This window comes from Butyricicoccus pullicaecorum DSM 23266 (genome assembly GCF_900167005.1).
GTDB lineage: Bacteria > Bacillota > Clostridia > Oscillospirales > Butyricicoccaceae > Butyricicoccus > Butyricicoccus pullicaecorum.
The window spans coordinates 43490-64984 of sequence record NZ_FUXW01000009.1; the positions used below are offsets into that span (position 1 = coordinate 43490).

The window sequence follows — 21495 nt, forward strand, 5'->3', positions numbered from 1 at the left end:
CCGGGTACAATCATATTGTATATGATTTGCATTTTTGGGCGGATTTACCGCGAAAGACAGAAACAGACAGGGCACCTGCCGTGGGAAATCGAACGACCGGGCGCACATACCGGACAAGAGTACCCTTGTGCACCTGACGGCACAAGGGAAGGTCTTGCACAAACTGCCCGAAAATGCAAGTTCTGACAGAGAGAAATTCATTATACTGCACACAAAACCAGATCATTTGTTCGAAAACCGTCGTTTCCGATGTTTCCCCGACCCGTCGGCAGCCGGAAAGTATGGGAAGCAGCCTGCGGCTGCAAGGCATTCTGTGTGCCCCTGCAATGCACACGAAATGCCTGCGCGGGCGGGGTGTTTGACAGACACCCCACCGCCATCTTATCGACCTTTCGGCTGTCCGACCGTTGTCAATAGCTACCTCGCTTCACAATCGCCAAAAAAAACGGCAAAGAATTGTACATCTGTCCAAACGCCCAGCCCTGCCCTTGACAATCTTCGCCCGGAGGGCTATATTATTAAGTGCATCGAATCAGACCCCTACTAGATATGGTGCAGATACTTATCCACAACAACAAAAAGTTGTGCACAGATTTATACACAGGCTGCAAACCTGGGAAGGAGATCCCTTTTTACATGATAGCTCAGATCATCAAACGAGACGGCCGTCAGTCGGCCTTTGAACTGGATAAAATTACAAACGCGATCTTTCAGGCCGCGCAGGCCTCGGGCGGTCACGATTACCAGATGGCCGAGACCCTGGCACGCCAGGTCGAGCAAAACCTGGAACAGGCGCTGTCCGGCGAGATTCCGACCGTCGAGCAGATCCAGGACGAGGTCGAGCGTGTCCTGGTCGAAACCGGCCATGCACGCACGGCAAAGCGGTACATCCTGTACCGTAACGAGCGCACCCGCGTGCGTGAGATGAATACCCGTCTGATGAAAGTTTATGAGGATCTGACTTTCAAGTCCTCGCTCGAGAACAACGTAAAGCGCGAGAACGCCAACATCGACGGCGATACCGCGATGGGTACCATGCTCAAGTACGGCTCGGAGGGCGCGAAGCAGTTCTACGAGATGTTCATTCTCGACCCGGAGCACGCACGCGCACACCGCGAAGGCGACATCCACATCCACGACCTGGATTTCCTCACCCTGACCACCACCTGCTGCCAGATCGATCTGCTCAAGCTGTTCCAGGGCGGTTTTTCGACCGGTCACGGCTTCCTGCGTGAGCCGAACGACATCCGCTCGTACTCTGCACTGGCGTGCATCGCGCTCCAGTCCAACCAGAACGACCAGCACGGCGGTCAGTCCATCCCGAATTTCGATTACTCCATGGCGCCCGGCGTCAAGAAGACCTTCCGCCGCGCGTTCACCGATAACCTGACCAAGGCCATCGAGATTTACCTCGAGCAGGAGGACGGCGAGCTGCTGAGCAAGTCGATCGTGAAGAACGCTGAGCGCGAGACCGGTGAGATTGCGGTCTTTGCCGATGGCAACGGCTTCGACGAGGCGGTCGAGCGTCTGCTGTGCGACCACACCGACGAGCGCACCGCGGCCAAGATCATGCGCTTTACCCGCAAGTACGCGGTCAAGGAAACCCGCCGCAATACCTATCAGGCCATGGAAGCACTGGTGCACAACCTCAATACCATGCATTCGCGTGCAGGCGCACAGGTGCCGTTTACTTCGCTCAACTACGGTACCGACACCTCGCCCGAAGGCCGTCTGGTCATGGAATGCCTGATGAAGGCAACCGAGGCAGGCCTGGGCAACGGCGAGACCTCGATCTTCCCGATTCACATTTTCAAGGTCAAGGAGGGCGTCAACTACAACCCCGGCGAGCCCAACTACGACCTGTTTAAGCTGGCCATGCGCGTATCGGCAAAGCGCATGTTCCCGAACTTCTCGTTCCTCGACGCACCGTTCAACGCGCAGTACTATAAGCCCGGCCACCCCGAGACCGAGGCAACTTACATGGGCTGCCGTACCCGCGTGGTGGGCAACGTGTTCGACCCGACCCGCGAGATCGTAAACGGCCGCGGCAACCTGAGCTTTACGTCCATCAACCTGCCGCGCATTGCGATTTTGAGCAAGGGCGATATCGACTGGTTCTTTGAGGACCTCGACCGCAAGATCGACCTTGTCATCGACCAGCTGCTTGCCCGTCTGCGCATCCAGAGCCAGAAGAAGGTCAGAAACTATCCCTTCCTCATGGGTCAGGGCGTGTGGATTGACTCGGAGAAGCTGGGCCCGGACGACAGCGTGGGCGAGGTATTAAAGCACGGCAGCCTGACCTGCGGCTTTATCGGCCTTGCAGAGACGCTCAAGGCGCTCATCGGTGTACATCACGGCGAGAGCGACGAGGCACAGGAACTCGGCCTCAAGATCGTATCGCACATGCGTGAGCGCATGGATCAGGCGGCACAGCAGTACCACCTGAACTTCACTTTGATTGCAACCCCGGCAGAGGGTCTGTCCGGCCGCTTCGTGCGCATGGATCGTGCGCGTTTTGGCGAGATTCCGGGCGTAACCGACCGCGAATACTATACCAACTCATTCCACGTGCCGGTATATTATCCGATTTCTGCCTTTGAGAAGATTCGCCGCGAGGCACCGTACCACGCGCTGACCAACGGCGGACATATCAGCTACATCGAGCTCGACGGTGACCCGACCCAGAACCTCGAGGCGTTTGAGACGGTAGTCCGCGCCATGAAGGAAGCAGGCATGGGCTACGGCGCCATCAACCACCCCATCGACCGTGACCCCATCTGCGGCTATACCGGCATCATCGGTGATGTCTGCCCGCGCTGCGGCCGCCGTGAGGGCGAGGGCGTACCGCTCGAGAAGCTGCAGAAGCTTGGCATGTACAAGCACCTCAACTGGTCTACCCTGGGCTATCCGGGCGACCCGAACGAGGAACACGACCGCGTTGTAAACCCGCTTTGATTTTTGATATCAGGTTTGAACATAGGAGGAAGAATGATGACTAAGGAATTCAACGTAACCGAAGTAAATGGTGTTCCGGTTGTTGGCGAGGGTGTTGGCTTTGAGCGTATCCGCCGCATTACCGGTTATCTGGTAGGTACCCTCGACCGCTTCAACAACGGCAAGCGCGCAGAGGAGCACGACCGCGTAAAGCATGGCGTATCCTGCTGCTCGTTAAGCGATAACACCCGTTCGGCATAAGCACCATGGGGAAAACATTGCGCATAGCGGGAACAATCGGTGAGTCCATCGTAGACGGCCCCGGCTTCCGCTATGTCATCTTCACACAGGGCTGTCCGCACCATTGCCCCGGCTGCCATAACCCGGAAACACACGATTTTTCGGGCGGTACCGACATCGACAGCGATGCACTGGTCGCGGATATCCTCAAAAATCCGCTGCTGACCGGTGTGACCTTCTCGGGCGGCGAACCGTTCTGTCAGGCAGAAGGTTTGTGCGCGGTGGCGGACGGTTTAAACGGTAAAAAACCGCTCATGTCCTATACCGGTTATACCTTCGAACAGCTCATGGAATTGCCCGATCCGTGGGTGAGGAAATTGCTGGAAAAGCTGACATTGCTCGTCGATGGCAGGTTTGTGGAGGAAGAGAAAGGCTTAGAGCTTCGCTTCCGCGGCAGCGCAAACCAGCGCGTGTTGGATGTCCAGACATCCCTGAAAACCGGACAGGCAACTTGGATGGAAGAGTATCGTTAAAACCAGCACCGCACCCATAATGAAGCTTTCGCCAGCCTTTCTCGAAAGGCTGCGGGTTCTCAGGGCAGAGCCCTGAGCCGCATCCCGCAGGATGCGGAATCCCCTTTTTGATTTTCGCTTTTGCGAAAATCAACCAAAAAATAAAAAAGAAGCGCTGTCCGCAGACAGCGCAACCCCCTGCGCGCTAAGCGCGCTCATGGAAACCGTTCCCTAGGGAACGGTTTCTTTTTTACCCCTACTGCCGCAATACGCCCTTTTAAACGTCCTCCTCCCCAGCAATATACATCTCTTCTGTTGTTCGCTGCGCGTCAACCAGAGCGAGGTATGCGCGAACGGTGTTGCCCTGTTCGAGCAGCGTGGCGGCGTGCGTAACCGAACGAAAGAGGGTGTAATACATCTGTTCAAAGTCCGGCTTACTGTCCATACTATTACCTCCTAGAGATATATTATATAAAATATAATACTTTATAATAGAATAGTCAAGCGGTCATATCCTAGATATGATATCTATAGGTGATAATATGGCTGAACGTTCTATTATAGTAACACAATCTTATGGCACTGTTGTGCTGCATTTACGCGAAATGCTGGAATCGCGCGGGATGAATAGAAACCAACTAGCCAGCGCAATTCATGTGAATTTTGCGGTTGTTGATAGATGGTATCAGGGCAAGGTCGAAAAACTCGACCTCGACATCCTCGCCCGTATCTGCTATGTGCTTGACTGTGAAGTGTCCGAGCTGCTCGAATATCGTGCAGATGCGGAGTAATTGAGGTAAAAAAAGAAACCGTTCCCTAGGGAACGGTTTCCATGAGCGCGCTTAGCGCGCAGGGGATTGCGCTGTCTGCGGACAGCGCTTTTTTGTTCTGTTTTGGTTGATTTTCGCGGAAGCGAAAATCAAAGAGGGGAGTTTCGCGCTCTGCGGAGCGCGACTCAGGGCTCTGCCCTGAGAACCCGCAAGCCTTTCGAGAAAGGCTTGAGCGAAAGCTTCAATTATTGGTGCGGCGATCACTTTTGGAGCCAACTGGGTTTTTCTCTCATTCTAACTCCGGCGGCGACGCCGAGTGCAATATACATCGTAACGACCGATGTACCACCGTACGAGAACAAAGGCAGGGTAACGCCGACAACCGGGAACATACCCAAGCACATCAGAATATTCTGGAATGACTGGAACATGAACATACCCGCGATACCGACGGTCATCAGTGCCGAGAACGTCGAACCGGCACGATAACTGACGTAAAACAGTCTCAAAACCAGCAATGCCAGCAGGATGATGACCAGCATTGCGCCGATAAAGCCGAACTCTTCGCCCGCAACCGTATAAATGAAGTCGGACTCGTTAACCGGGACTTTATTATACTGTGTTTGCAGGCCCTGCATATAGCCCGAGCCGCTGAACTGTCCCGCGCCGATCGCAATTTTACTCTGTGCGGTCTGGTAGTAGTAGTCCTTATCGCCATACAAATTATCGATCGAGGGGTCGAGCAGGACGAGAATACGCGCCAGTCGATAACCGCTCAGGAACTGAAACGCAATCGGGACGGCTGCAAGTCCGAGTACCGCGCCGCCGAAAATCCACTTATAGGAAATACCTGCGGCAAAGATCATCGTAATCGCAATCAGAAGATAGCCCATTGCAACACCTGCGTCGTGCTGGGCGACTACGATTGCGCCAAACGGCAGCATCGCGTGAATGCCGAGCTGGATGAGTGTCTGCCAGCGGTTGATCTCCTCATAAACCTGCATCAGATGGGCGGCAAAGGTGATGATAAACAGAATCTTACCGATCTCACCCGGCTGAACCGTGATCGGGCCAATTTCAATCCAGCTCTGGTTACCGCTTCGGCTGGAACCCAAAACGAACATGGATAGCTGCATCACGACATTGAGCAGCAGCAGCACGCGCCAATACCGCTTGATGGACTCCAGATCGACCAGAGACATAATGATAAACGCAATCACGCCAATGACGACCGCACCGCCCTGAACGATCAGAAAACGGTCGTGCGAGGCACTGCTCGCGGTCGCGGAGTTGACTAAAACCAAGCTGTAAGCCGAACAGCAAAGCGCGATAAACAGTAGATAAAGGTCGGTATTTTTGAAGTAGTGCACGGCCGAACGCAATGGCCTCATGTCAGCATGGCCTCCTTTTCGCAGACGCTGGGGTTTGATATAATTCCATAAAAGGCTGGAATCTATCATACCACAATTTCAGCGGAAAAGCGAGAGAAAATGCGCCGGGATTTCTTTTGGATTGATAAAAAATGTGGTATAATGTCACTAAAGTGTATCCCATAACAAGACGATGGAGGATGAATGGCAATGCTGACAGATATCGAGATCGCGCAGAACTGCAAAATGCAGCCCATCACGGAGGTTGCCGCAAAGGCTGGACTTTCCGCAGATGATCTGGAACTTTACGGCAAGTATAAGGCAAAGCTCGGCCGCGAAACCTGGGAAAAGATTCAGGATAAGCCGGACGGCAAGCTGGTTCTCGTGACCGCAATCAATCCCACCCCGGCAGGCGAGGGCAAGACCACCACGACCGTCGGTCTGGGTCAGGCAATGGCACAGCTCGGACAGAATGCAGTCATCGCACTGCGTGAACCGTCTCTCGGCCCGGTCTTCGGCATCAAGGGCGGTGCAGCCGGCGGCGGCTATGCACAGGTCGTACCGATGGAGGACATTAACCTCCACTTTACCGGCGACATGCACGCCATCACCGCAGCCAATAACCTGCTCTGTGCAATGCTCGACAACCACCTCCAGCAGGGCAACACGCTGGGCATCGATTCCCGCCGCGTCCTCTTTTCCCGCGTTCTGGATATGAACGACCGCGCACTGCGCAACATCACCATTGGCCTTGGCGGCAAGGTCAACGGCGTACCGCGTGAAGATCACTTTATGATTACGGTCGCATCCGAGGTCATGGCCATCCTGTGCCTGGCAAACGACCTTGCAGACCTTAAAAAGCGTCTGGGCAACATTCTGGTCGCTTACACTTACGCCGGTGAGCCGGTTTACGCACGCGACCTCAAGGCAGACGGCGCAATGGCTGCCCTCTTAAAGGACGCCATCAAGCCCAACCTCGTCCAGACCCTCGAGGGTACGCCCTGCCTGATGCACGGCGGCCCCTTCGCAAACATCGCACACGGCTGCAACAGCGTACAGGCGACCAAGATGGCGCTTAAGCTGGGTGATATCGCCATCACTGAGGCCGGCTTCGGCGCAGACCTCGGCGCGGAGAAGTTCCTCGACATCAAGTGCCGCGCAGCTGGCCTGACGCCGTCCTGTGTCGTTCTGGTCGCAACCGTCCGCGCACTCAAGTATAACGGTGGCGTGGCAAAGCCCGACCTCAACCAGCCCAACGTCGACGCACTGGCAAAGGGCATCGTCAACCTGGACGCACACATCGAAAACATCCGTAAGTTCGGTCTGCCGGTCGTTGTTGCAATCAACGCATTCCCGACCGATACCGCCGAGGAAATGGCTTTCATCGAGCAGCACTGTCAGGAAATGGGCGTACGCGTCGCGCTGTCCGAGGTATTCGCCAAGGGTGGCGAAGGCGGTAAGGCACTGGCACAGCAGGTACTCGACGTACTGGCTGAGGATCAGAGCGATTACCACCCGATCTATGAACTCGATCAGCCCCTGACCGATAAGATTCGCGCCATCGCAACCACCATTTACGGCGCAAAGGATGTCAATATCCTGCCCGCAGCTGCCAAGGAACTGGCAAACATCGAGGCAATGGGCTACGGCAGCCTGCCGATCTGCATGGCAAAGACTCAGTATTCGCTGTCCGATGATGCATCCCTGCTCGGCCGTCCCACCGATTTCACCATCACCGTCCGCACCGCTCGCCTGTCGGCTGGCGCAGGATTCGTGGTCTGTGAGACCGGCGCCATCATGACCATGCCCGGCCTGCCCAAGAAGCCCGCGGCAGAGAATATCGACGTCGAGGAAGACGGCAAGATCATCGGCCTGTTCTAATCCACCACCGCACCCAACACGGAAAGTTTCGCCAGCCTTTTCAAAGGCTGCGGGTTCTCAGGGCAGCGCCCTGAGTCGCCCGTCGCAACGGGCGAAATCCCCTTTTTGATTTTCGCTTTTGCGAAAATCAACCAAAAAAGAACAAAAAGCGCGTCCGCAGACGCGCAATCCCCCGCGGCTCAAAGCCGCTCATAAGACCCGACCGCAAGGCTCGGGTCTTTTTCTTTTTCCCGTCCCACCCCAAAACAAAAGAGAGACCGCACTCGCAGCCTCTCTCAAAAAACCTGAATCTTCACGCCCAAACGACTCCATCCTCCAATTCCTTCCAGCGCACATGCCATTCCTGCACAAACGACTCGCTCGTATACTGCGACGTGCGGCTGGTGGTCAACACCCGCGGCGTAATGCAGACCTCGACCGGAAGCAGAGACTCTTCGGTGTCCACAGCCGGTACATCCTCCTGTAAATCTTCCTCCTGCTCGGTATCGGGATAGCGAATGGTGAGCGGATGACCGGGGGTGATGTTGAAGTGCACCGACGGACTGTATAAAACCTGCGCTGGATCGTTCGACAGCGAGACCGCGCAGCGAAATCCCTGCGAAATTGGATCGTAAAGCAGCAAAATCCGAACCCCATCTTCTTCCTGTAAGACAATCGCCTGCTCTCCGGGCGAAATGTAGGGCGGAGTGGGGACGGCGGCGGGCGGACGCTGCGCATAGGCGCCGGTCAGAACGACCAAAAACAGCGTGCAAAACAGCAGTACAGTCAGCGCGGTTCGGCGGGAGGCAATGTAATCGGGCCATAAACGCATTGCGCTCACCTCCTGACGGCTTTATTTTCCATCCTCTTTCTAACTTTATGATATCATATATAACCGCACAGGACAAATGGAAAGTACAAAAAGAGACGGGGAATACACGAAAAAAATAAAGCATTTTTTGTTGCATCCTGATGAAAAGTCACAGGACGGGAACAAATTTCGGCAATGTGCTGGAATATCCGTCGGAAATTTGCTATACTGTACAAAAAGACAGGAGGGATGCGAATGGAGCGCAAAGCAGTACGAATTGTGATGTGTATTGCCGCGATTTTGACCGCTGTGATTACCCTTTGGGGCAAGGGAACGGAGCGCACACTCGTGCCCCAAACGATCGCTGCCGAACAGGTCATGCGCGAGTGCAGCGGACTCATAATCAGCCAGACCGAACGGGACATGATCGACCAAGTCTGGGCCGATCAGTTGGATTATCCCGCCTATGAACGACGCGAGCTCGACCATAAGACCTGTGACGCGCTGGGCGTGCCCGGCGGGGACGCTTTCGCACAGATCGCACCCGGAGAAAACGGCTCTGCGTCCGATTTTCTGTATATTGACTGCTGGACGACGAGCGGCGGACGGATTGTGTATGAAGTGTCCAACGAATTCTATAACAAGACTGTGGAACCTTCTGGTCGGAACGTCCTTTATCTCAATCAAAACAACACCACTTACGAAAAGTATACAAGTCAGGTTTTATGGCCCTGGTCGGATTTTTAAAAGAAAAAGGACTGCATTTGCAGTCCTTTTTGATTATTCCTGTACCGGAGTCAGCACAAAATCACCGACCGACACCGAGGCAACCTGTGACAGCTCGACCGGTTCATCGGTCGACCACTCCATAAAATACTGTGTTTGCCCATCTGCGGCTGGATCGGTCAGGCTCCAACCGTTGCCGCTGCAAGTGATAACCTCACCGCTTTGATACTGGATGCTGACCGTTGTACCACCGTAGGCGTAAGTCTGATCTTCCGGAACGGTGAGAAGGACATGGAACGCGGTCAGTTCCGCGCTTACCAGCTTGCAGCCTGCCGGAATTTGCAGTGGAACCTGCTCGCTGACCGTGAAGGTGACCGGTATCGTCCAGTCGCCATACAAGACCGGCTCGGTGTAATAGGTCAGACGGAAGGACAGGTCATCGGTGGCCGAGGCATCGGGAATGCGTGCGCCGTGCAGAATGTAGTCTATGGCATGACCATCGTCAAAAATAATGTTGGATACATAGGAATCCGGGAGTTTGAGCGGCGAATCGGTCGAAATATCGCTGTTCAGCTTGCCAGCCGTGCAGTCCGAAAGTGCCAGACGCACATGATAGTCGTCGCCCAGCCGACCGGCTGCCGTGAGTGTGACACCCTCCGCGACGGGTTCGGACATGACCGCCTGCGGAACCTCAGCCGGCTCATCCGTCCACGACAGGCTGAGGTCGAGCGGCTGATCTATGGTCTCGGTCTGGGTAATGGTCTCGGATGCGGTGCTTTGGGGCAGGGTGAAGGTCAGTTCGTGCGCTTTGGGCAGGATGGTACCCAAGGTCAGCGTATAGGTGTGCTGCGAACCCGGCTGCGCGCCGCTCATCTGCAAGCCGCTGCCGCGCAGACAAAAGACAGCGGTCTGCGTCTGGTCATCGTAAGAGACCAGATTGTTCAGGTCAAGCACACCGGCACGGCTCAGCTTCGTATCGCTCTCGGCATCCAGATTCCAAGAGCTCAGATGACTGTCCGCGCTCAGACGGTTTTTGCCCTGCGTATCGCGCACGGCAACATATACCGTTGCACCATAGGAATCACTGTACGCGCCGACGACCGAAACCTCAATGCCGTCGCGCTCCTGTACGGCTGCGGCCGGGGACTGGATGGCCGGGGCAAACGACCCGGCATGGCTGCGCATTTGGTCGACTACCGACAGTCCGATCGCACCGGCAGACAGCACAAGCACAGCGCACAAGCCCATGGCGATCACGGCGCGGCGAGTCAGACGGCGGGGCGCACGGCGCTCGTGCAGCCGCTGGCGTACCGCCTGTTCCATCCGGGGTTCAAATACGACCGATTCCATGATTCGGTCTAACTGCTCGCTCATTTTCTCATGGTTCGTCATAATACCACTCCTTTAACATCGACCGCAGTTTTTCCCGTGCCCGGAATAACCGGGTGCTGACGGTCGCGGACGGGATGGACAGGATTTCCGAGATTTCGTTTACCGAAAATCCCTGATAATAGTAGAGCAAAATCACCGCACGGTGCGCCTGCGACAGGGACAGCACTGCCCGCAAGAGCGTGTCGTCGACGTCTGGAATCTGTGTCGTGAGCTGGTCGAGCAGTTCGGCCGAAGCACGCCGGGTGTGCCAGGGCGTGCGCAGGTAATTTTTACAGATATTGATGGCGATGCGCGTTAAAAAGGTCTTTTCGCTGCATTCCTGACGAAAATCGGCACGCCATGCCCGGACAAAGGTCTCCTGCACGGCATCTTCGGCTAACATGCGGTCTTTGAGATACAGTGTGCACAGGCGCAGAAGCTGGGTGCCGTAGGTCTGCATCATCCGTGTCAGTTCGGCTTGATTTTCCATACCCTTCCCCCTTTCTGCCTATTAGACACATCAAAACGGGTGAACATTCCCGCAAAACAAAAAAATTTCAGACAACAAAAGACCGCCGTTCGGCGGTCTTTCTCTTATATATCACTTTCGTACCAGTAAAACGTCTGTTCCTCAGGATAATACAGCCCGATGGAAAGATTTGCCCATGGCATACTCGTCGGGCCGTGCGCGTCCAGCATCCAATAGGCAGTTTCCGGGTCGGGAATCTCTGCATCGGTCGAGAACAGAACCAGATTTTCCACGGTCACTTCGTTTTCCGTACGGATCTCGATGGTGGATTCAAACGGCGGTGCGTAAAAATCGTCAAATACCGACGGATCGGTCACGTCAAAGCGGATGAGCGTATCGCCATCCCCGTGAAAGCCGCCATGCGTCTCGACAAGCCAATCATCATATACAATGCCGGATACCACCTCGGGCGCGTATTGTTCTACGCGATGGATGGCCGAGCGGCTGTTTTGTGTCAGATTTGCGGTCACCGCTGCACAAATGAGCGACACCGCGAACATCAGCATCATGCGTTTGTGTATGGATCTCATCGCTGGGTCCCTCCTGTCATCTGGATATCAATTCCATCATAGCACGCAGCCAGAGTGAACGCAATGCCCAGTGGGGCAAGATTGGGGTTTGTCAATTTCCGGCCTGTGTGGTATGATAAAATATAAGTTATCATCGAAAGGATACGAGGTTCTTTTATGCAGATCATCACCCATTCCCCCGAGCAGACCGAGCAGGCTGGCGCAGATTTTGCCAAGACGCTAAAGCCGGGCGACGTGGTCACGCTGGACGGCGATCTGGGCGCGGGAAAGACGGCGTTTGCGCGCGGGGTGCTGCGCGGTCTGGGCTATCCGGGCCGAGTCACCAGTCCGACCTTCGCCATCGCAAACGAATACAGCGCACCGGACGGCACGGTCGTGCATTTCGACCTGTACCGTATCCTGGACGAGGAAGCCCTGTTTGAGCTGGGCTTTGAGGAATACCTGGACGGTACGCGCATTTTGCTCATTGAGTGGAGCGGAAATGCGGGTGGACTGCTGCCCGCGCACCATAAGTCGGTGCGTCTGACCTACGGCGAGCAGCCCGACGACCGTTTGCTTGAAATCGAGGAAATCCATGAAACTACTGAGCTTTGAGTCATCGGCGGTATCTGCCGCCGTGTGCCTGACCGACGGCGAGAAGGTCGTCGCGTCGGCTTTTCAAAATTGCGGTCTGACCCACAGCCGCACGCTGCTGCCCATGGCCGAGCAGCTGCTTTCCAATGTAGGTTTGACCCCGAAGGAGCTGGACGGCTTTGCCGTTGCATCCGGCCCGGGTTCGTTCACCGGTATTCGCATCGGTGTGGCGACGGTCAAGGGTCTTGCGATGGGCACCGGCCTGCCCTGCGTGGGCGTGTCCACGCTCGAGGCGATGGCCTGGAACCTGACCGGTATGACCGGTACGGTGTCGTGCGTGATGGACGCGCGCGCCGGACAGGTGTATAACGCCAGATTCCGTTTAAATGGCGTCGGCGCACCCGAACGCCTGACGCCCGACCGCGCCCTGACCATCCAGGCACTGGGCGAGGAAATTGGGCAAGATGGTGAAATTCTGGTTGGAGATGGCGCATATTTGTGCTATACTAAACTTACCGAAATTTGTCCCCATCTGGTGCTCGCACCCACGCACCTCATTTATCCCGGTGCGTACGGCGTGGCGATGGCAGCGCTGCAAGCCTTCCGCGACGGAAAGGCAGTCGACGCGCAAAGGCTCGACGCAGTCTACCTGCGCAAGCCGCAGGCCGAACAGATGCGGGATCGAAAATTGAACGGAGGTACAAACAAATGACCATTGCAATTGGTAACGACCACGCAGGTTATGCCCTCAAGGTCAAGCTTATGGAAATGCTCAAGGACAAGTACGAGTTCACCGATTACGGCTGCTACTCGACTGAGCGTTACGATTACCCGGATGCCGCTGAGGCGGTTGCAAACGCAATCGTTGCAGGCAAGCACGAGCGCGGTATTCTGATCTGCGGTTCGGGCATCGGTATTTCGATCGCTGCAAACAAGGTTCCCGGCATCCGTGCCGCAGCCTGCCAGTCGCATTTCGCCGCAAAGTACTGCCGTCTGCACAACGACGCAAACATTCTGTGCCTGGGCGAGCGCATCACCGGCCCCGGTGAAGCGGCAGAGATGGTCGAGGTCTGGCTCGAGGGCGAGCTGGAAGGCGGCCGTCATCTGGGTCGCATCGAGAAAATCCACGCGATCGAGGCCAAGCACAGCAAGTAAAACAACCCCGGATAAATTAAAGGAGTTAAGAACGTATGGCACAGATTCATGTTATGGATCACCCGCTGATCCTGCATAAGCTCAGCCTGATGCGCGACCGCCAGACCGGCGTTAAGGAATTCCGCGAGGCGACCCGCGAGATCGCAATGCTCATGTGCTATGAGGCAACCCGCGATCTGCCGCTCAAGGAGATCAACATCGAGACCCCGCTGGCACACGCCAAGGCACGCGTGATCTCGGGTAAGAAGATCGCATTTGTGCCCATCCTGCGTGCAGGTCTGGGTATGATCGACGGCATGCTCGAGCTGATCCCGGCAGCAAAGGTCGGCCACCTCGGCCTGTATCGTGATCCTGATACCCTCAAGCCGGTCGAGTATTACGCAAAACTGCCGGTCGATATCGCAGAGCGTGATGTCATCGTCATCGATCCCATGGTCGCAACCGGCGGCTCTGCGGCAGAGGCGATTTCCGCACTGAAGAAGCGTGGTGTTAAGCACATTAAGCTCATGTGCCTGCTGTCCACCCAGGAAGGTCTGGACGTTGTACAGAAGGAACACCCCGATGTCGAAATCTTTACCGCAGCAATCGATCCCGAACTCAATGAGCACGGCTACATCGTACCCGGTCTCGGCGACGCGGGCGACCGCATTTTCGGCACCAAGTAAAATCTGACAAGTCAACAAAAGCGCTGCGGGGACGCGGCGCTTTTTTGATGGTAAAATGTAAACAAATTGTGAAAAGGAGAGATCCAAACATGAAACTGAAGAGACTGTTTGCCGCAGTACTTGCGGCTGTGAGCATGCTCACGATGGGAATGATGCTCAGCGGCTGCGGCGGCTCGGGCGATAGCAAGGAAGATGCCGCGTCGGCAAGCTACACCACGCAGGACGAAGCCGTGCAGGCAGCGACCAAGGAAAGCCAGGAAGTCGTCAAGCAGATCGAAGCCCGTGAGGGCAAGGTCGTTGTCATCTGGGCGAATACCGCCGAGGATGCCAGCGTACCGTTCACGCTGGGACTGGTCGAGAAGGACGGCGACAGCTGGAAGGTGACCAACACCGCGAGCGTGACCATGACCGATAAGTTCAGCGGCAAGGGTTCGTACCCGGTCAATGACCCCATGATCACTTACGACGTCACCCCGGAGATCGACGACCCGGTTGCAGGCAACCATGCAAACCATGAGCAGGCGAACGACTGGTGCATCCATTGGACGCTGGTACCCGAGCTGCCGGCATGAGTGGATTCCCGTACAGCGACGATAACAAACGATACTATACTTATGCCTACTTTTTGAAGCACCGAAAAGGCGGGCGCGTGGTGCGCGTGCCGCTCGACGGTGGGTTTACCTGTCCCAACCGGGACGGTAAACTGGGCATAGGTGGATGCGCCTTTTGTTCGGGGCGCGGCAGCGGCGACCAGATCGCCGCTTTGCCGTCTTTGGAGGAACAATACCGGGCAGGCATTGAGAAAGTGCAGGGAAAGTGGAAGGACGCACGGTATCAGCCGTATTTTCAGGCATTTTCCGGCACATACGCACCGATCGAGACTTTGCGGGAGCAGTATGACCGCGCACTCGCCCTGCCGGACGCAGCAGGACTGGTCATCGGTACCCGCGCTGACTGCATCGACGAGAGAACTGCCGATTTGCTGGAAGAATATGCCGAGAAAACCGACTTGACCGTCGAACTTGGGCTGCAAACCGTCCATGACCGTACCTTGCAGGCCATGAACCGCTGTGAGACCTTTGACCAGTTTTGTAAAGGTTATGAGAGACTTAAAAAGCGCGGAATCTGCACTTGGGTACATCTCATCAACGGCTTGCCCGGGGAATCCCTTGACGATATGCGCGAAAGTGCACATGTGCTCGGACACATGTACCCGGATGGCGTCAAAATCCACGCTTTGCACGTTTTGAAAGGCACAAGATTGGCACAAATGGACTTTCCCTTGCTCACAAGGGAGGAATATGTCGCGGTGACTTGCGACCAGTTGGAACGTTTGCCTATGACCACCGTGATCGGACGATTGACCGGCGACGGCCCCGCACAGGACGTGCTTGGTCCGGAGTGGACCAAACGTAAACGTGACGTGCTCAACGCAATCGATCAGGAACTTGCGAGACGGGATAGCTGGCAGGGCAAAAAGTTCGACTGACGCACCCAAAATTGAAGCTTTCGCTCAAGCCTTTCTCGAAAGGCTTGCGGGTTCTCAGGGCAGAGCCCTGAGACGCTCGCCGCAGCGAGCGGAATCCCCTTTTGATTTTCGCTTTTGCGAAAATCAACCAAAAAATAAGAAAAAGCGCATCCCGCAGGATGCGCAATACTTCGCGCACAAAGTGCGCTCATTAGGAAAGACCGTCCCAAAGGACGGTCTTTCCTTTTTTTGTTTGTTTTAATTGATTCCCGGGCCGGACACCGGGAATCAAAGGGGTTTTTCGAGCCTGCGGGCTCGACCAGGTTCCACCTGGACGGGCTCAAGGGACTCGTCCCTTGAGAATCCCGAGCTGGGGTGCGGTGCTTTATTTTTCCGTGTTCAAGACATCTTCCGCAGCTGCAAAGAAGTCATCTGCCGTCCAATCGCCATCGTTCGAAGCGATTGCATAGTGCAGACCGTCTTCATCCCAATCAATTACATGGTAAACGCCGTCTACGCGGGTCTCTGTGCCGTAAGAGATGAAGCACTCACCGCGGTCAGCTGCAGCCTGCTCTTCCTCAGTCGGCTTTGCGTCTTCCGTGGGCGGCAGGAAGATGGTCGGGATTTCGCGATAGGTCATGGTGATGCCATCTACCTCACGGGTATCCACGATGGTCTTGTCGCTCACGCCCTCATCGCTGTCATTTTCACTCTTGATGACCGTCATAAACGGCTGGGTCGCGCCGTCGCGATAGGATGCGTAGAACTCCTGATAGCTGTAAACGGTGTTGCCGTCGGCATCGATGGCATCAACCGGCTGGGCGACCATGTTGTCAAACGAAGCGCCGTTCAGCGTCTCGGGCAGACGGACGGTGAAACCGGCTTCCTTCTCAACCTTGGCCTCGTCATCCAGCGAGGTGGACATCTGATTAAAGTTCATACTGGATGCCAGACCGACGATCGGACCGGCTGCGAACGCGCCGCCAATCAGGACACAGACCATCGCAGCGGCCACAACGGCAAAGCGCATGCGGCGTGGACGAGACTTGGTGCGCTCAATCTGTACGGCGTTCATGACGCGCGCGCGCATTCTGGGGTCAGGCTGAACGTCCTGTGCGATTTCCTTCATCGAATCGTGCATATATTCATCAAATTTCATCGAACTCAACCTCCAAAGATTCTTTTAAGTGTTGACGTGCGTGATAGAGACGGGACTTGACTGTACCTTCAAAACAGCCCATTGCCTGCGCGATCTCGCGTACCGACATGTCGTTGTAGTAGTAGAGCACGGCGGTGGTGCGCTGCTTGGGTTCGAGCGACTGAAGCGCCCGAGCGACCGCATGCGCACGATCGGCACGCAGAAGCGGTGCGGATGCGTCCTCATCGGTGGGTTCCTGACTGTCGTACAGGTTCTCGACCGGCAGTTCGCGGCGGTGCTTCTGGCAGGCGCGCCACGCGGTGCGGGTCAGGATGCGGAACAGCCACGCCTTGACCCGGGTGGGATCGTGCAGCTGGTGCATGGACTCGTAGCACTTGACAAAGGTATCCTGTACCACGTCCTCGGCATCCGTCCGGTTTCCGCAGATGAGGTAAGCCGCGCGCAGCGCCTCGGTCTGGTAGGTTTCGAACAGGGTGTCGAAGTCGGGCATGATAGCGGGAAGCCCTTCGGCGGGTATACTGTAAGCCATGGGGCTTTTCACTCCTTTCTTGCTTATTCTGCATAATAGAGCCGCCGAAAGCAAGGTCGGTTCAACAGAAATCAAAAAATTTTTTCACACACGGATGAAAAAAAGCGCCGTCCCGAAGGACAGCGCTTTTGAATTGATGCACGGGAAAGGATCGATTACTGCGGAACCTTGACGTAAACGCCACCGTTGCGGCAGGACTCGGTAGCAGCCTGAGCCATGTAAACCGGGCGCAGACCGTCGATTGCACCAACGACAACCGGCTTGTCGTTAACAACCGAGTCAACGAAGTACTTGACCTGCTCGATGAACGCCTGGTTGTAGCGCTCGAGGAAGAACCACAGGGGCTTCTCGGAGTGCGCACCGTCAACGGTCATGATGGTAGCGGTGTTGAGCAGATCGTTGCCGTCGGAAGCCATACCCTTGGAGCCGAATACCTCGACGCGCTGGTCGTAGCCGTAAACAGCCTGACGGGAGTTGTTGATGACAGCGATGCAGCCGTTAGCCATCTTCATGGTAACAACAGCGGTGTCAACGTCCGGGATGCCGGACTCTTCCTGCAGCTTGGGGTTAACCAGGCAGGAACCAACAGCGGAGATCTCAACAGCCTCAGAACCGGTTACGTAGCGAACCATGTCGAAGTCGTGGATCATCATATCGTAGAAGATACCGCCGGAAACAGCAACGTAGGAAGCCGGGGGCGGCTCGGGGTCACGGGAAGAAACGATAACGATGTGGGGATCGCCGATCTTGCCGGACTTAACAGCGTCAGCAACAGCCTTATGGTTGTGGTCGAAGCGGCGGTTGAAGCCAACCTGGAACTTAACGCCCTTTTCCTCAACAGCAGCCATAACAGCCTTGATCTTGTCTACATCGTAGTCAACCGGCTTCTCGCAGAAAACGTGCTTGCCAGCGTTGACAGCAGCCAGGGAGATGACAGAGTGAGTGTCGGTGGAGGAGCAAACGAACACAGCGTCTACGTCCTTGTTGTTGATGACGTCCATGTAGTCAGCGGAAACGTTGGTGATGCCGCGAGCAGCACACCAGTCACGTGCGCCGGACTTGTCGATCATGGGGTCAGCAACAGCGATAACCTCAACGCCCGGAACAGCACCCATCAGGTTGTCGATGTGCAATTTGCCGATTCGGCCGCAGCCGACGACGCCAATGCGTAAATTTGCCATAATACATATCTCCTTTACACTTGTTCGAACGGGTTTGCACCCGAAATAAGAACAATTTAACGTACTGGATATATTATAAAACATGCATGGACGAGCGGCAAGTACGCATGGCTAATTTTAGCGATATGTATAAATGACAGCAATTCTTTTATGTATTTTGCGCAATTTTATGACGGTGATTGTGAGGGGAGTCGGTGTGCATTGTTCAAAACGTAAAAATCGATTGGGCATACTTGTGTGGGCGGGCACGCCGTGATAGGATGGTAACAGATGGAACACCGGCAAAGCAGGAGGAATGCCCATGAAAATCACATCGCAGATGATTGCCGACAAGTGCGGTGTATCGCGCGGCACGGTCGACCGCGTGGTCAATGGCCGTGCAAATGTTGCGCCCGAGGTGCGCGCGCGTGTGCAGCAGGCGATTGATGAACTGGGCTACCGCACCCCGGCACAGAGACGGCAGGCGCAGCCCGCACGGCATGGCACGACGATCGGGTTTGTGATTCCGGGTTGGGGCGACTATTATACCCGCCAGACGCGGCGGGGCATCCAGGCCGCCTTGCGGCGCATCGGTGACCCTAGCTTCCGGGTGGAGATTCGTGAGCTGACCGGACGGTCGAACCACGAGTATTGCACCTGCATCAACGCGCTGGAAGAGTCCAAAATTGCTGGACTGGTGCTCAACGCAGCCGATACCATGCCCATGGCGCAGGAGATCGACCGCCTGACCGCAATGGGTATCCCGGTCGTGACCTGTAATTCCGACGTGCCCGACTCGGCGCGCGTGTGCCACATCGGTCAGGATCTGGTCAAATCCGGGCGCGTGGCTGCCGGTTTGCTGGTACCCATGCTGGCAGGCGGCGACGTGCTGATCGTGTGCGGCAATCGTGAGTTCACCGCTCACCGCCTGCGCGTCGACGGCTTTTTGGAGCGTTTATATGAGCTCGAGGGTGATATCGGACATGCCCACGTCATCGAGTGCATCGAGCGCTATGATCTGACCTACGACGGCGTACTGCGCGAGGTGCGCCGCAATCCGCGCCTGCGTGCCATTTATATGGCGAACGAGAGCGTCAAGGGCTGTATGGACGCGCTGGCGCGTGCGCGCGCGCCCCAGCCCATCCACGTCGTGTGCAACGACCTGACCCCGTATGCGCGGGAGTACCTGGCCGACGGACGGGTGGACTTCATTGTCGATCAGGACTTTTCCGGACAGGCACGGCGCGCGGTCGAGGTGCTCTACGAGCTTTTGGCACGCCGCAGAAAACCAACCGAGACCATCATGCACGTGCGCACCAGTATCATTTCGCGTGAGCTGCTGTAATTTGATGGAAAGGCCGCCGATCGGGGCGGTCTTTTTTGCCTTTCCTACCGCATATAAAAAGAGAGCGCAGACGTTTTGTGTCTTTTGTGTGAACATGGACACCGTTTCGATTGACGGCGCACAGCGGGTTGGCGTATAATAAAAACGATATCCGACCGACTGGTCGGTCGGGGGATTTTAGCATTCACTTGTGAGGAAAGTGAGAGAGGACGATTTATGAAAAAACAACTTTGCGCGGCAGCGCTGGCCGGCACGATGCTTGTCGGCCCGGCGGCACAGGCAGCGTGGACAGATAGTCAGATTCCGGCATGGCTGGACCCGAATGCGGGTGCGGTGACCGTGCCCACCGGTCAGACCGCGCAGACGACCACAGGGTCTGTATCCGGCAACCAGATCCCGTCCTGGCTGGACCCGAACGCGAGTGCCGTCACCACGCCGACCGCACCGACGACCACGACGACCACCACCCAGAACAGCTCGACGACGAACGACTATTACCATATTCCGGGCACCGGTCAGACACCGGGCACACCGGGTACCGTGACCACCAACACGGGTGACGTTTACCCGACCTACTGGCTGGGCTTTTCGGCCGAGGAGGCAACCTACTACCTCCAGCAGCAAGACCCTGAGATCGCAAACGCCGAAATGCTGTATTACAGCCAGATCGAGGAGCTGGTGCGCAACCAGAACAAGACGGTCTTAGCCAACCGCGAGACGCTGGCGAGCATTGAAGCGGTCGATCTGGATGCGGCCATCGACGATATGGAAGCCGCGATTGACGGCATGGAGCAGGCCATTGCAGGCATGCAGCAGCTGGCAAACAGCGTGTCGTCCTCGCTGACCACGGTCGACCCGACCGTGCAGAACGGTGCTGCGACGATCACGGTGGGCAGCGCGACGGTCGTTTTGCTGCAAAACAATATCGCCCAGATGCAGACCCAGCTCGCACAGCTGGAATCCCAGCTGGAAGAGCTGAAAAACACTGACTATGAACCCTACGAAAAGCAGTTCGAGTCGATCGAAAACCAGCTGGTCATGGCGGCACAGGCGACCTATGCCGGTCTGATGACCATTCAGCAGAACTATATCGTCACCGTCCAGCAGTCCGACCTGACCAACGTGACTTATAACGAGATGCAGACCCGCTTCCAGCTCGGTCAGATCTCGCAGCAGCAGCTCGACCAGGCGCGTCTGGCCAAGACCCAGACCGACAGCGCCATCCAGAGCTTGTACATGACCCTGCGCAACGCCAAGGAAGACCTGAGCATCATGCTCGGCCGCGAGCCGTCGCGCAGCTACATGCTGGACACCATTCCGGCTGTCACGCCCGACATGCTGGCGCTTTTAGACCTGGACGCCGACATGGAGCGCGGCAAGGAAAAGAGCTATGACATCTACGCCGCCGAGCGGGCAGTCGAGGAGGCGGAAGACCTTGACCGCGACACCGACGGACGCGAGGAGCAGATCCGCGCAGCCGAGTACAAGCTGGAGTCGGCAGAGGACAACTTCGAGCAGAACTTCACCAAGCTGTTCCGCGCGGTTTATGAGAAGAACCGCCTGCTGTCGGTCGCTTACGAGGCGTTTGAATACCAGAATGAGGTCACCCAGACCGAAAAACTCAAGTACGACCTGGGAACCATCTCGCGCAATACCTATATTCAGGCGCAGGTCAATCAGGCGGTCGCAGAGTCCAACGTAAAACTCGCACAGATCGACCTGTTCTCGGCCTACATGCAGTATCAGTGGGCGTGCGAGGGCGTTTTGACCACCACAGGAGGAATATAA

The 21495-nt window shown here is 56.1% G+C and carries 22 protein-coding genes and 1 pseudogene; 14 read left to right on the forward strand and 9 right to left on the reverse strand.

Annotated features, from left to right (window positions below):
- The first annotated feature begins 636 nt into the window (after nt 1–636).
- The 3 genes and pseudogenes from B5D52_RS12220 (at nt 637) to nrdG (ending at nt 3707) form a co-directional block, all read left to right on the forward strand.
- The gene (locus B5D52_RS12220) at nt 637–2955 is read left to right on the forward strand and encodes an anaerobic ribonucleoside triphosphate reductase (RefSeq protein ID WP_016149009.1); all 2319 of its coding nucleotides are present in this window, start codon (nt 637–639) and stop codon (nt 2953–2955) included.
- A gap of 90 nt (nt 2956–3045) precedes the next feature.
- A pseudogene (nrdD, locus tag B5D52_RS12225) lies at nt 3046–3195 on the forward strand (anaerobic ribonucleoside-triphosphate reductase); the annotation flags it as partial.
- Between the two features lie 5 nt (nt 3196–3200).
- Nucleotides 3201–3707, forward strand: a complete 507-nt coding sequence (gene nrdG, locus B5D52_RS12230) for an anaerobic ribonucleoside-triphosphate reductase activating protein (protein WP_016149011.1) — start codon at nt 3201–3203, stop codon at nt 3705–3707.
- Between the two features lie 256 nt (nt 3708–3963).
- Here nrdG and B5D52_RS16155 read toward each other — a convergent pair whose 3' ends face one another.
- The gene (locus B5D52_RS16155) at nt 3964–4131 is read right to left on the reverse strand and encodes a hypothetical protein (protein ID WP_016149012.1); all 168 of its coding nucleotides are present in this window, start codon (nt 4129–4131) and stop codon (nt 3964–3966) included.
- Nucleotides 4132–4291: 160 nt separating this feature from the next.
- Between B5D52_RS16155 and B5D52_RS12235 the strand changes: the two genes are divergently transcribed.
- Nucleotides 4292–4477, forward strand: coding sequence for a helix-turn-helix domain-containing protein (locus tag B5D52_RS12235; protein WP_143149506.1), 186 nt, complete (start codon nt 4292–4294; stop codon nt 4475–4477).
- 239 nt (nt 4478–4716) lie between these two features.
- Here B5D52_RS12235 and B5D52_RS12240 read toward each other — a convergent pair whose 3' ends face one another.
- On the reverse strand, nt 4717–5847 hold the full coding sequence (locus B5D52_RS12240) for an FtsW/RodA/SpoVE family cell cycle protein (RefSeq protein ID WP_016149014.1): 1131 nt from the start codon (nt 5845–5847) through the stop codon (nt 4717–4719).
- Nucleotides 5848–6036: 189 nt separating this feature from the next.
- On the opposite strand from B5D52_RS12240, the gene B5D52_RS12245 reads away from it, so the two are divergent.
- The gene (locus tag B5D52_RS12245) at nt 6037–7707 is read left to right on the forward strand and encodes a formate--tetrahydrofolate ligase (RefSeq protein ID WP_016149015.1); all 1671 of its coding nucleotides are present in this window, start codon (nt 6037–6039) and stop codon (nt 7705–7707) included.
- 292 nt (nt 7708–7999) lie between these two features.
- Here the strand turns inward: B5D52_RS12245 and B5D52_RS12250 are convergent, their stop codons facing one another.
- A complete protein-coding gene (locus B5D52_RS12250) occupies nt 8000–8518 on the reverse strand; it encodes a hypothetical protein (RefSeq protein WP_016149016.1) in 519 nt (172 codons plus the stop codon).
- Nucleotides 8519–8752: 234 nt separating this feature from the next.
- On the opposite strand from B5D52_RS12250, the gene B5D52_RS12255 reads away from it, so the two are divergent.
- The gene (locus B5D52_RS12255) at nt 8753–9244 is read left to right on the forward strand and encodes a hypothetical protein (RefSeq protein ID WP_016149017.1); all 492 of its coding nucleotides are present in this window, start codon (nt 8753–8755) and stop codon (nt 9242–9244) included.
- Nucleotides 9245–9277: 33 nt separating this feature from the next.
- On the opposite strand, the gene B5D52_RS12260 is transcribed toward B5D52_RS12255, so the two are convergent.
- The 3 genes from B5D52_RS12260 to B5D52_RS12270 form a co-directional block, all read right to left on the reverse strand.
- A complete protein-coding gene (locus tag B5D52_RS12260) occupies nt 9278–10615 on the reverse strand; it encodes a hypothetical protein (protein ID WP_016149018.1) in 1338 nt (445 codons plus the stop codon).
- The gene (locus tag B5D52_RS12265) at nt 10602–11084 is read right to left on the reverse strand and encodes a sigma-70 family RNA polymerase sigma factor (protein WP_016149019.1); all 483 of its coding nucleotides are present in this window, start codon (nt 11082–11084) and stop codon (nt 10602–10604) included. The genes B5D52_RS12260 and B5D52_RS12265 overlap by 14 nt, the downstream gene beginning before the upstream one ends.
- A 104-nt stretch (nt 11085–11188) precedes the next feature.
- Nucleotides 11189–11653, reverse strand: coding sequence for a hypothetical protein (locus tag B5D52_RS12270; protein ID WP_016149020.1), 465 nt, complete (start codon nt 11651–11653; stop codon nt 11189–11191).
- A 156-nt stretch (nt 11654–11809) separates the two neighbouring features.
- Between B5D52_RS12270 and tsaE the strand changes: the two genes are divergently transcribed.
- The 6 genes from tsaE to mnmL all read left to right on the forward strand — a co-directional run bounded on the left by tsaE (nt 11810) and on the right by mnmL (nt 15535).
- Entirely contained in the window at nt 11810–12247 is a 438-nt protein-coding gene (gene tsaE / locus B5D52_RS12275; protein WP_016149021.1) for a tRNA (adenosine(37)-N6)-threonylcarbamoyltransferase complex ATPase subunit type 1 TsaE, read from the forward strand.
- A complete protein-coding gene (tsaB, locus tag B5D52_RS12280) occupies nt 12228–12938 on the forward strand; it encodes a tRNA (adenosine(37)-N6)-threonylcarbamoyltransferase complex dimerization subunit type 1 TsaB (RefSeq protein WP_016149022.1) in 711 nt (236 codons plus the stop codon). The genes tsaE and tsaB overlap by 20 nt, the downstream gene beginning before the upstream one ends.
- A complete protein-coding gene (rpiB, locus tag B5D52_RS12285) occupies nt 12935–13381 on the forward strand; it encodes a ribose 5-phosphate isomerase B (protein ID WP_016149023.1) in 447 nt (148 codons plus the stop codon). The genes tsaB and rpiB overlap by 4 nt, the downstream gene beginning before the upstream one ends.
- Before the next feature lie 35 nt (nt 13382–13416).
- On the forward strand, nt 13417–14046 hold the full coding sequence (gene upp / locus B5D52_RS12290; protein WP_016149024.1) for a uracil phosphoribosyltransferase: 630 nt from the start codon (nt 13417–13419) through the stop codon (nt 14044–14046).
- Between the two features lie 89 nt (nt 14047–14135).
- Nucleotides 14136–14618, forward strand: a complete 483-nt coding sequence (locus B5D52_RS12295) for a hypothetical protein (protein WP_016149025.1) — start codon at nt 14136–14138, stop codon at nt 14616–14618.
- Entirely contained in the window at nt 14579–15535 is a 957-nt protein-coding gene (gene mnmL / locus B5D52_RS12300; protein ID WP_242946535.1) for a tRNA modification radical SAM protein MnmL/YtqA, read from the forward strand. The genes B5D52_RS12295 and mnmL overlap by 40 nt, the downstream gene beginning before the upstream one ends.
- A gap of 364 nt (nt 15536–15899) precedes the next feature.
- On the opposite strand, the gene B5D52_RS12305 is transcribed toward mnmL, so the two are convergent.
- The 3 genes from B5D52_RS12305 to iolG all read right to left on the reverse strand — a co-directional run bounded on the left by B5D52_RS12305 (nt 15900) and on the right by iolG (nt 18383).
- Nucleotides 15900–16673: a hypothetical protein gene (locus tag B5D52_RS12305; RefSeq protein ID WP_016149027.1), complete on the reverse strand. Its 774-nt coding sequence runs from the start codon at nt 16671–16673 to the stop codon at nt 15900–15902.
- On the reverse strand, nt 16663–17202 hold the full coding sequence (locus tag B5D52_RS12310; RefSeq protein WP_016149028.1) for an RNA polymerase sigma factor: 540 nt from the start codon (nt 17200–17202) through the stop codon (nt 16663–16665). The genes B5D52_RS12305 and B5D52_RS12310 overlap by 11 nt, the downstream gene beginning before the upstream one ends.
- 155 nt (nt 17203–17357) lie before the next feature.
- Nucleotides 17358–18383 carry an inositol 2-dehydrogenase gene (gene iolG / locus B5D52_RS12315; RefSeq protein WP_016149029.1) on the reverse strand — a complete coding sequence of 342 codons (1026 nt, stop codon included), beginning with the start codon at nt 18381–18383 and terminating at the stop codon, nt 17358–17360.
- 301 nt (nt 18384–18684) lie between these two features.
- Between iolG and B5D52_RS12320 the strand changes: the two genes are divergently transcribed.
- Nucleotides 18685–19707, forward strand: coding sequence for a LacI family DNA-binding transcriptional regulator (locus B5D52_RS12320; protein ID WP_016149030.1), 1023 nt, complete (start codon nt 18685–18687; stop codon nt 19705–19707).
- Between the two features lie 216 nt (nt 19708–19923).
- Entirely contained in the window at nt 19924–21495 is a 1572-nt protein-coding gene (locus B5D52_RS12325; protein WP_016149031.1) for a TolC family protein, read from the forward strand.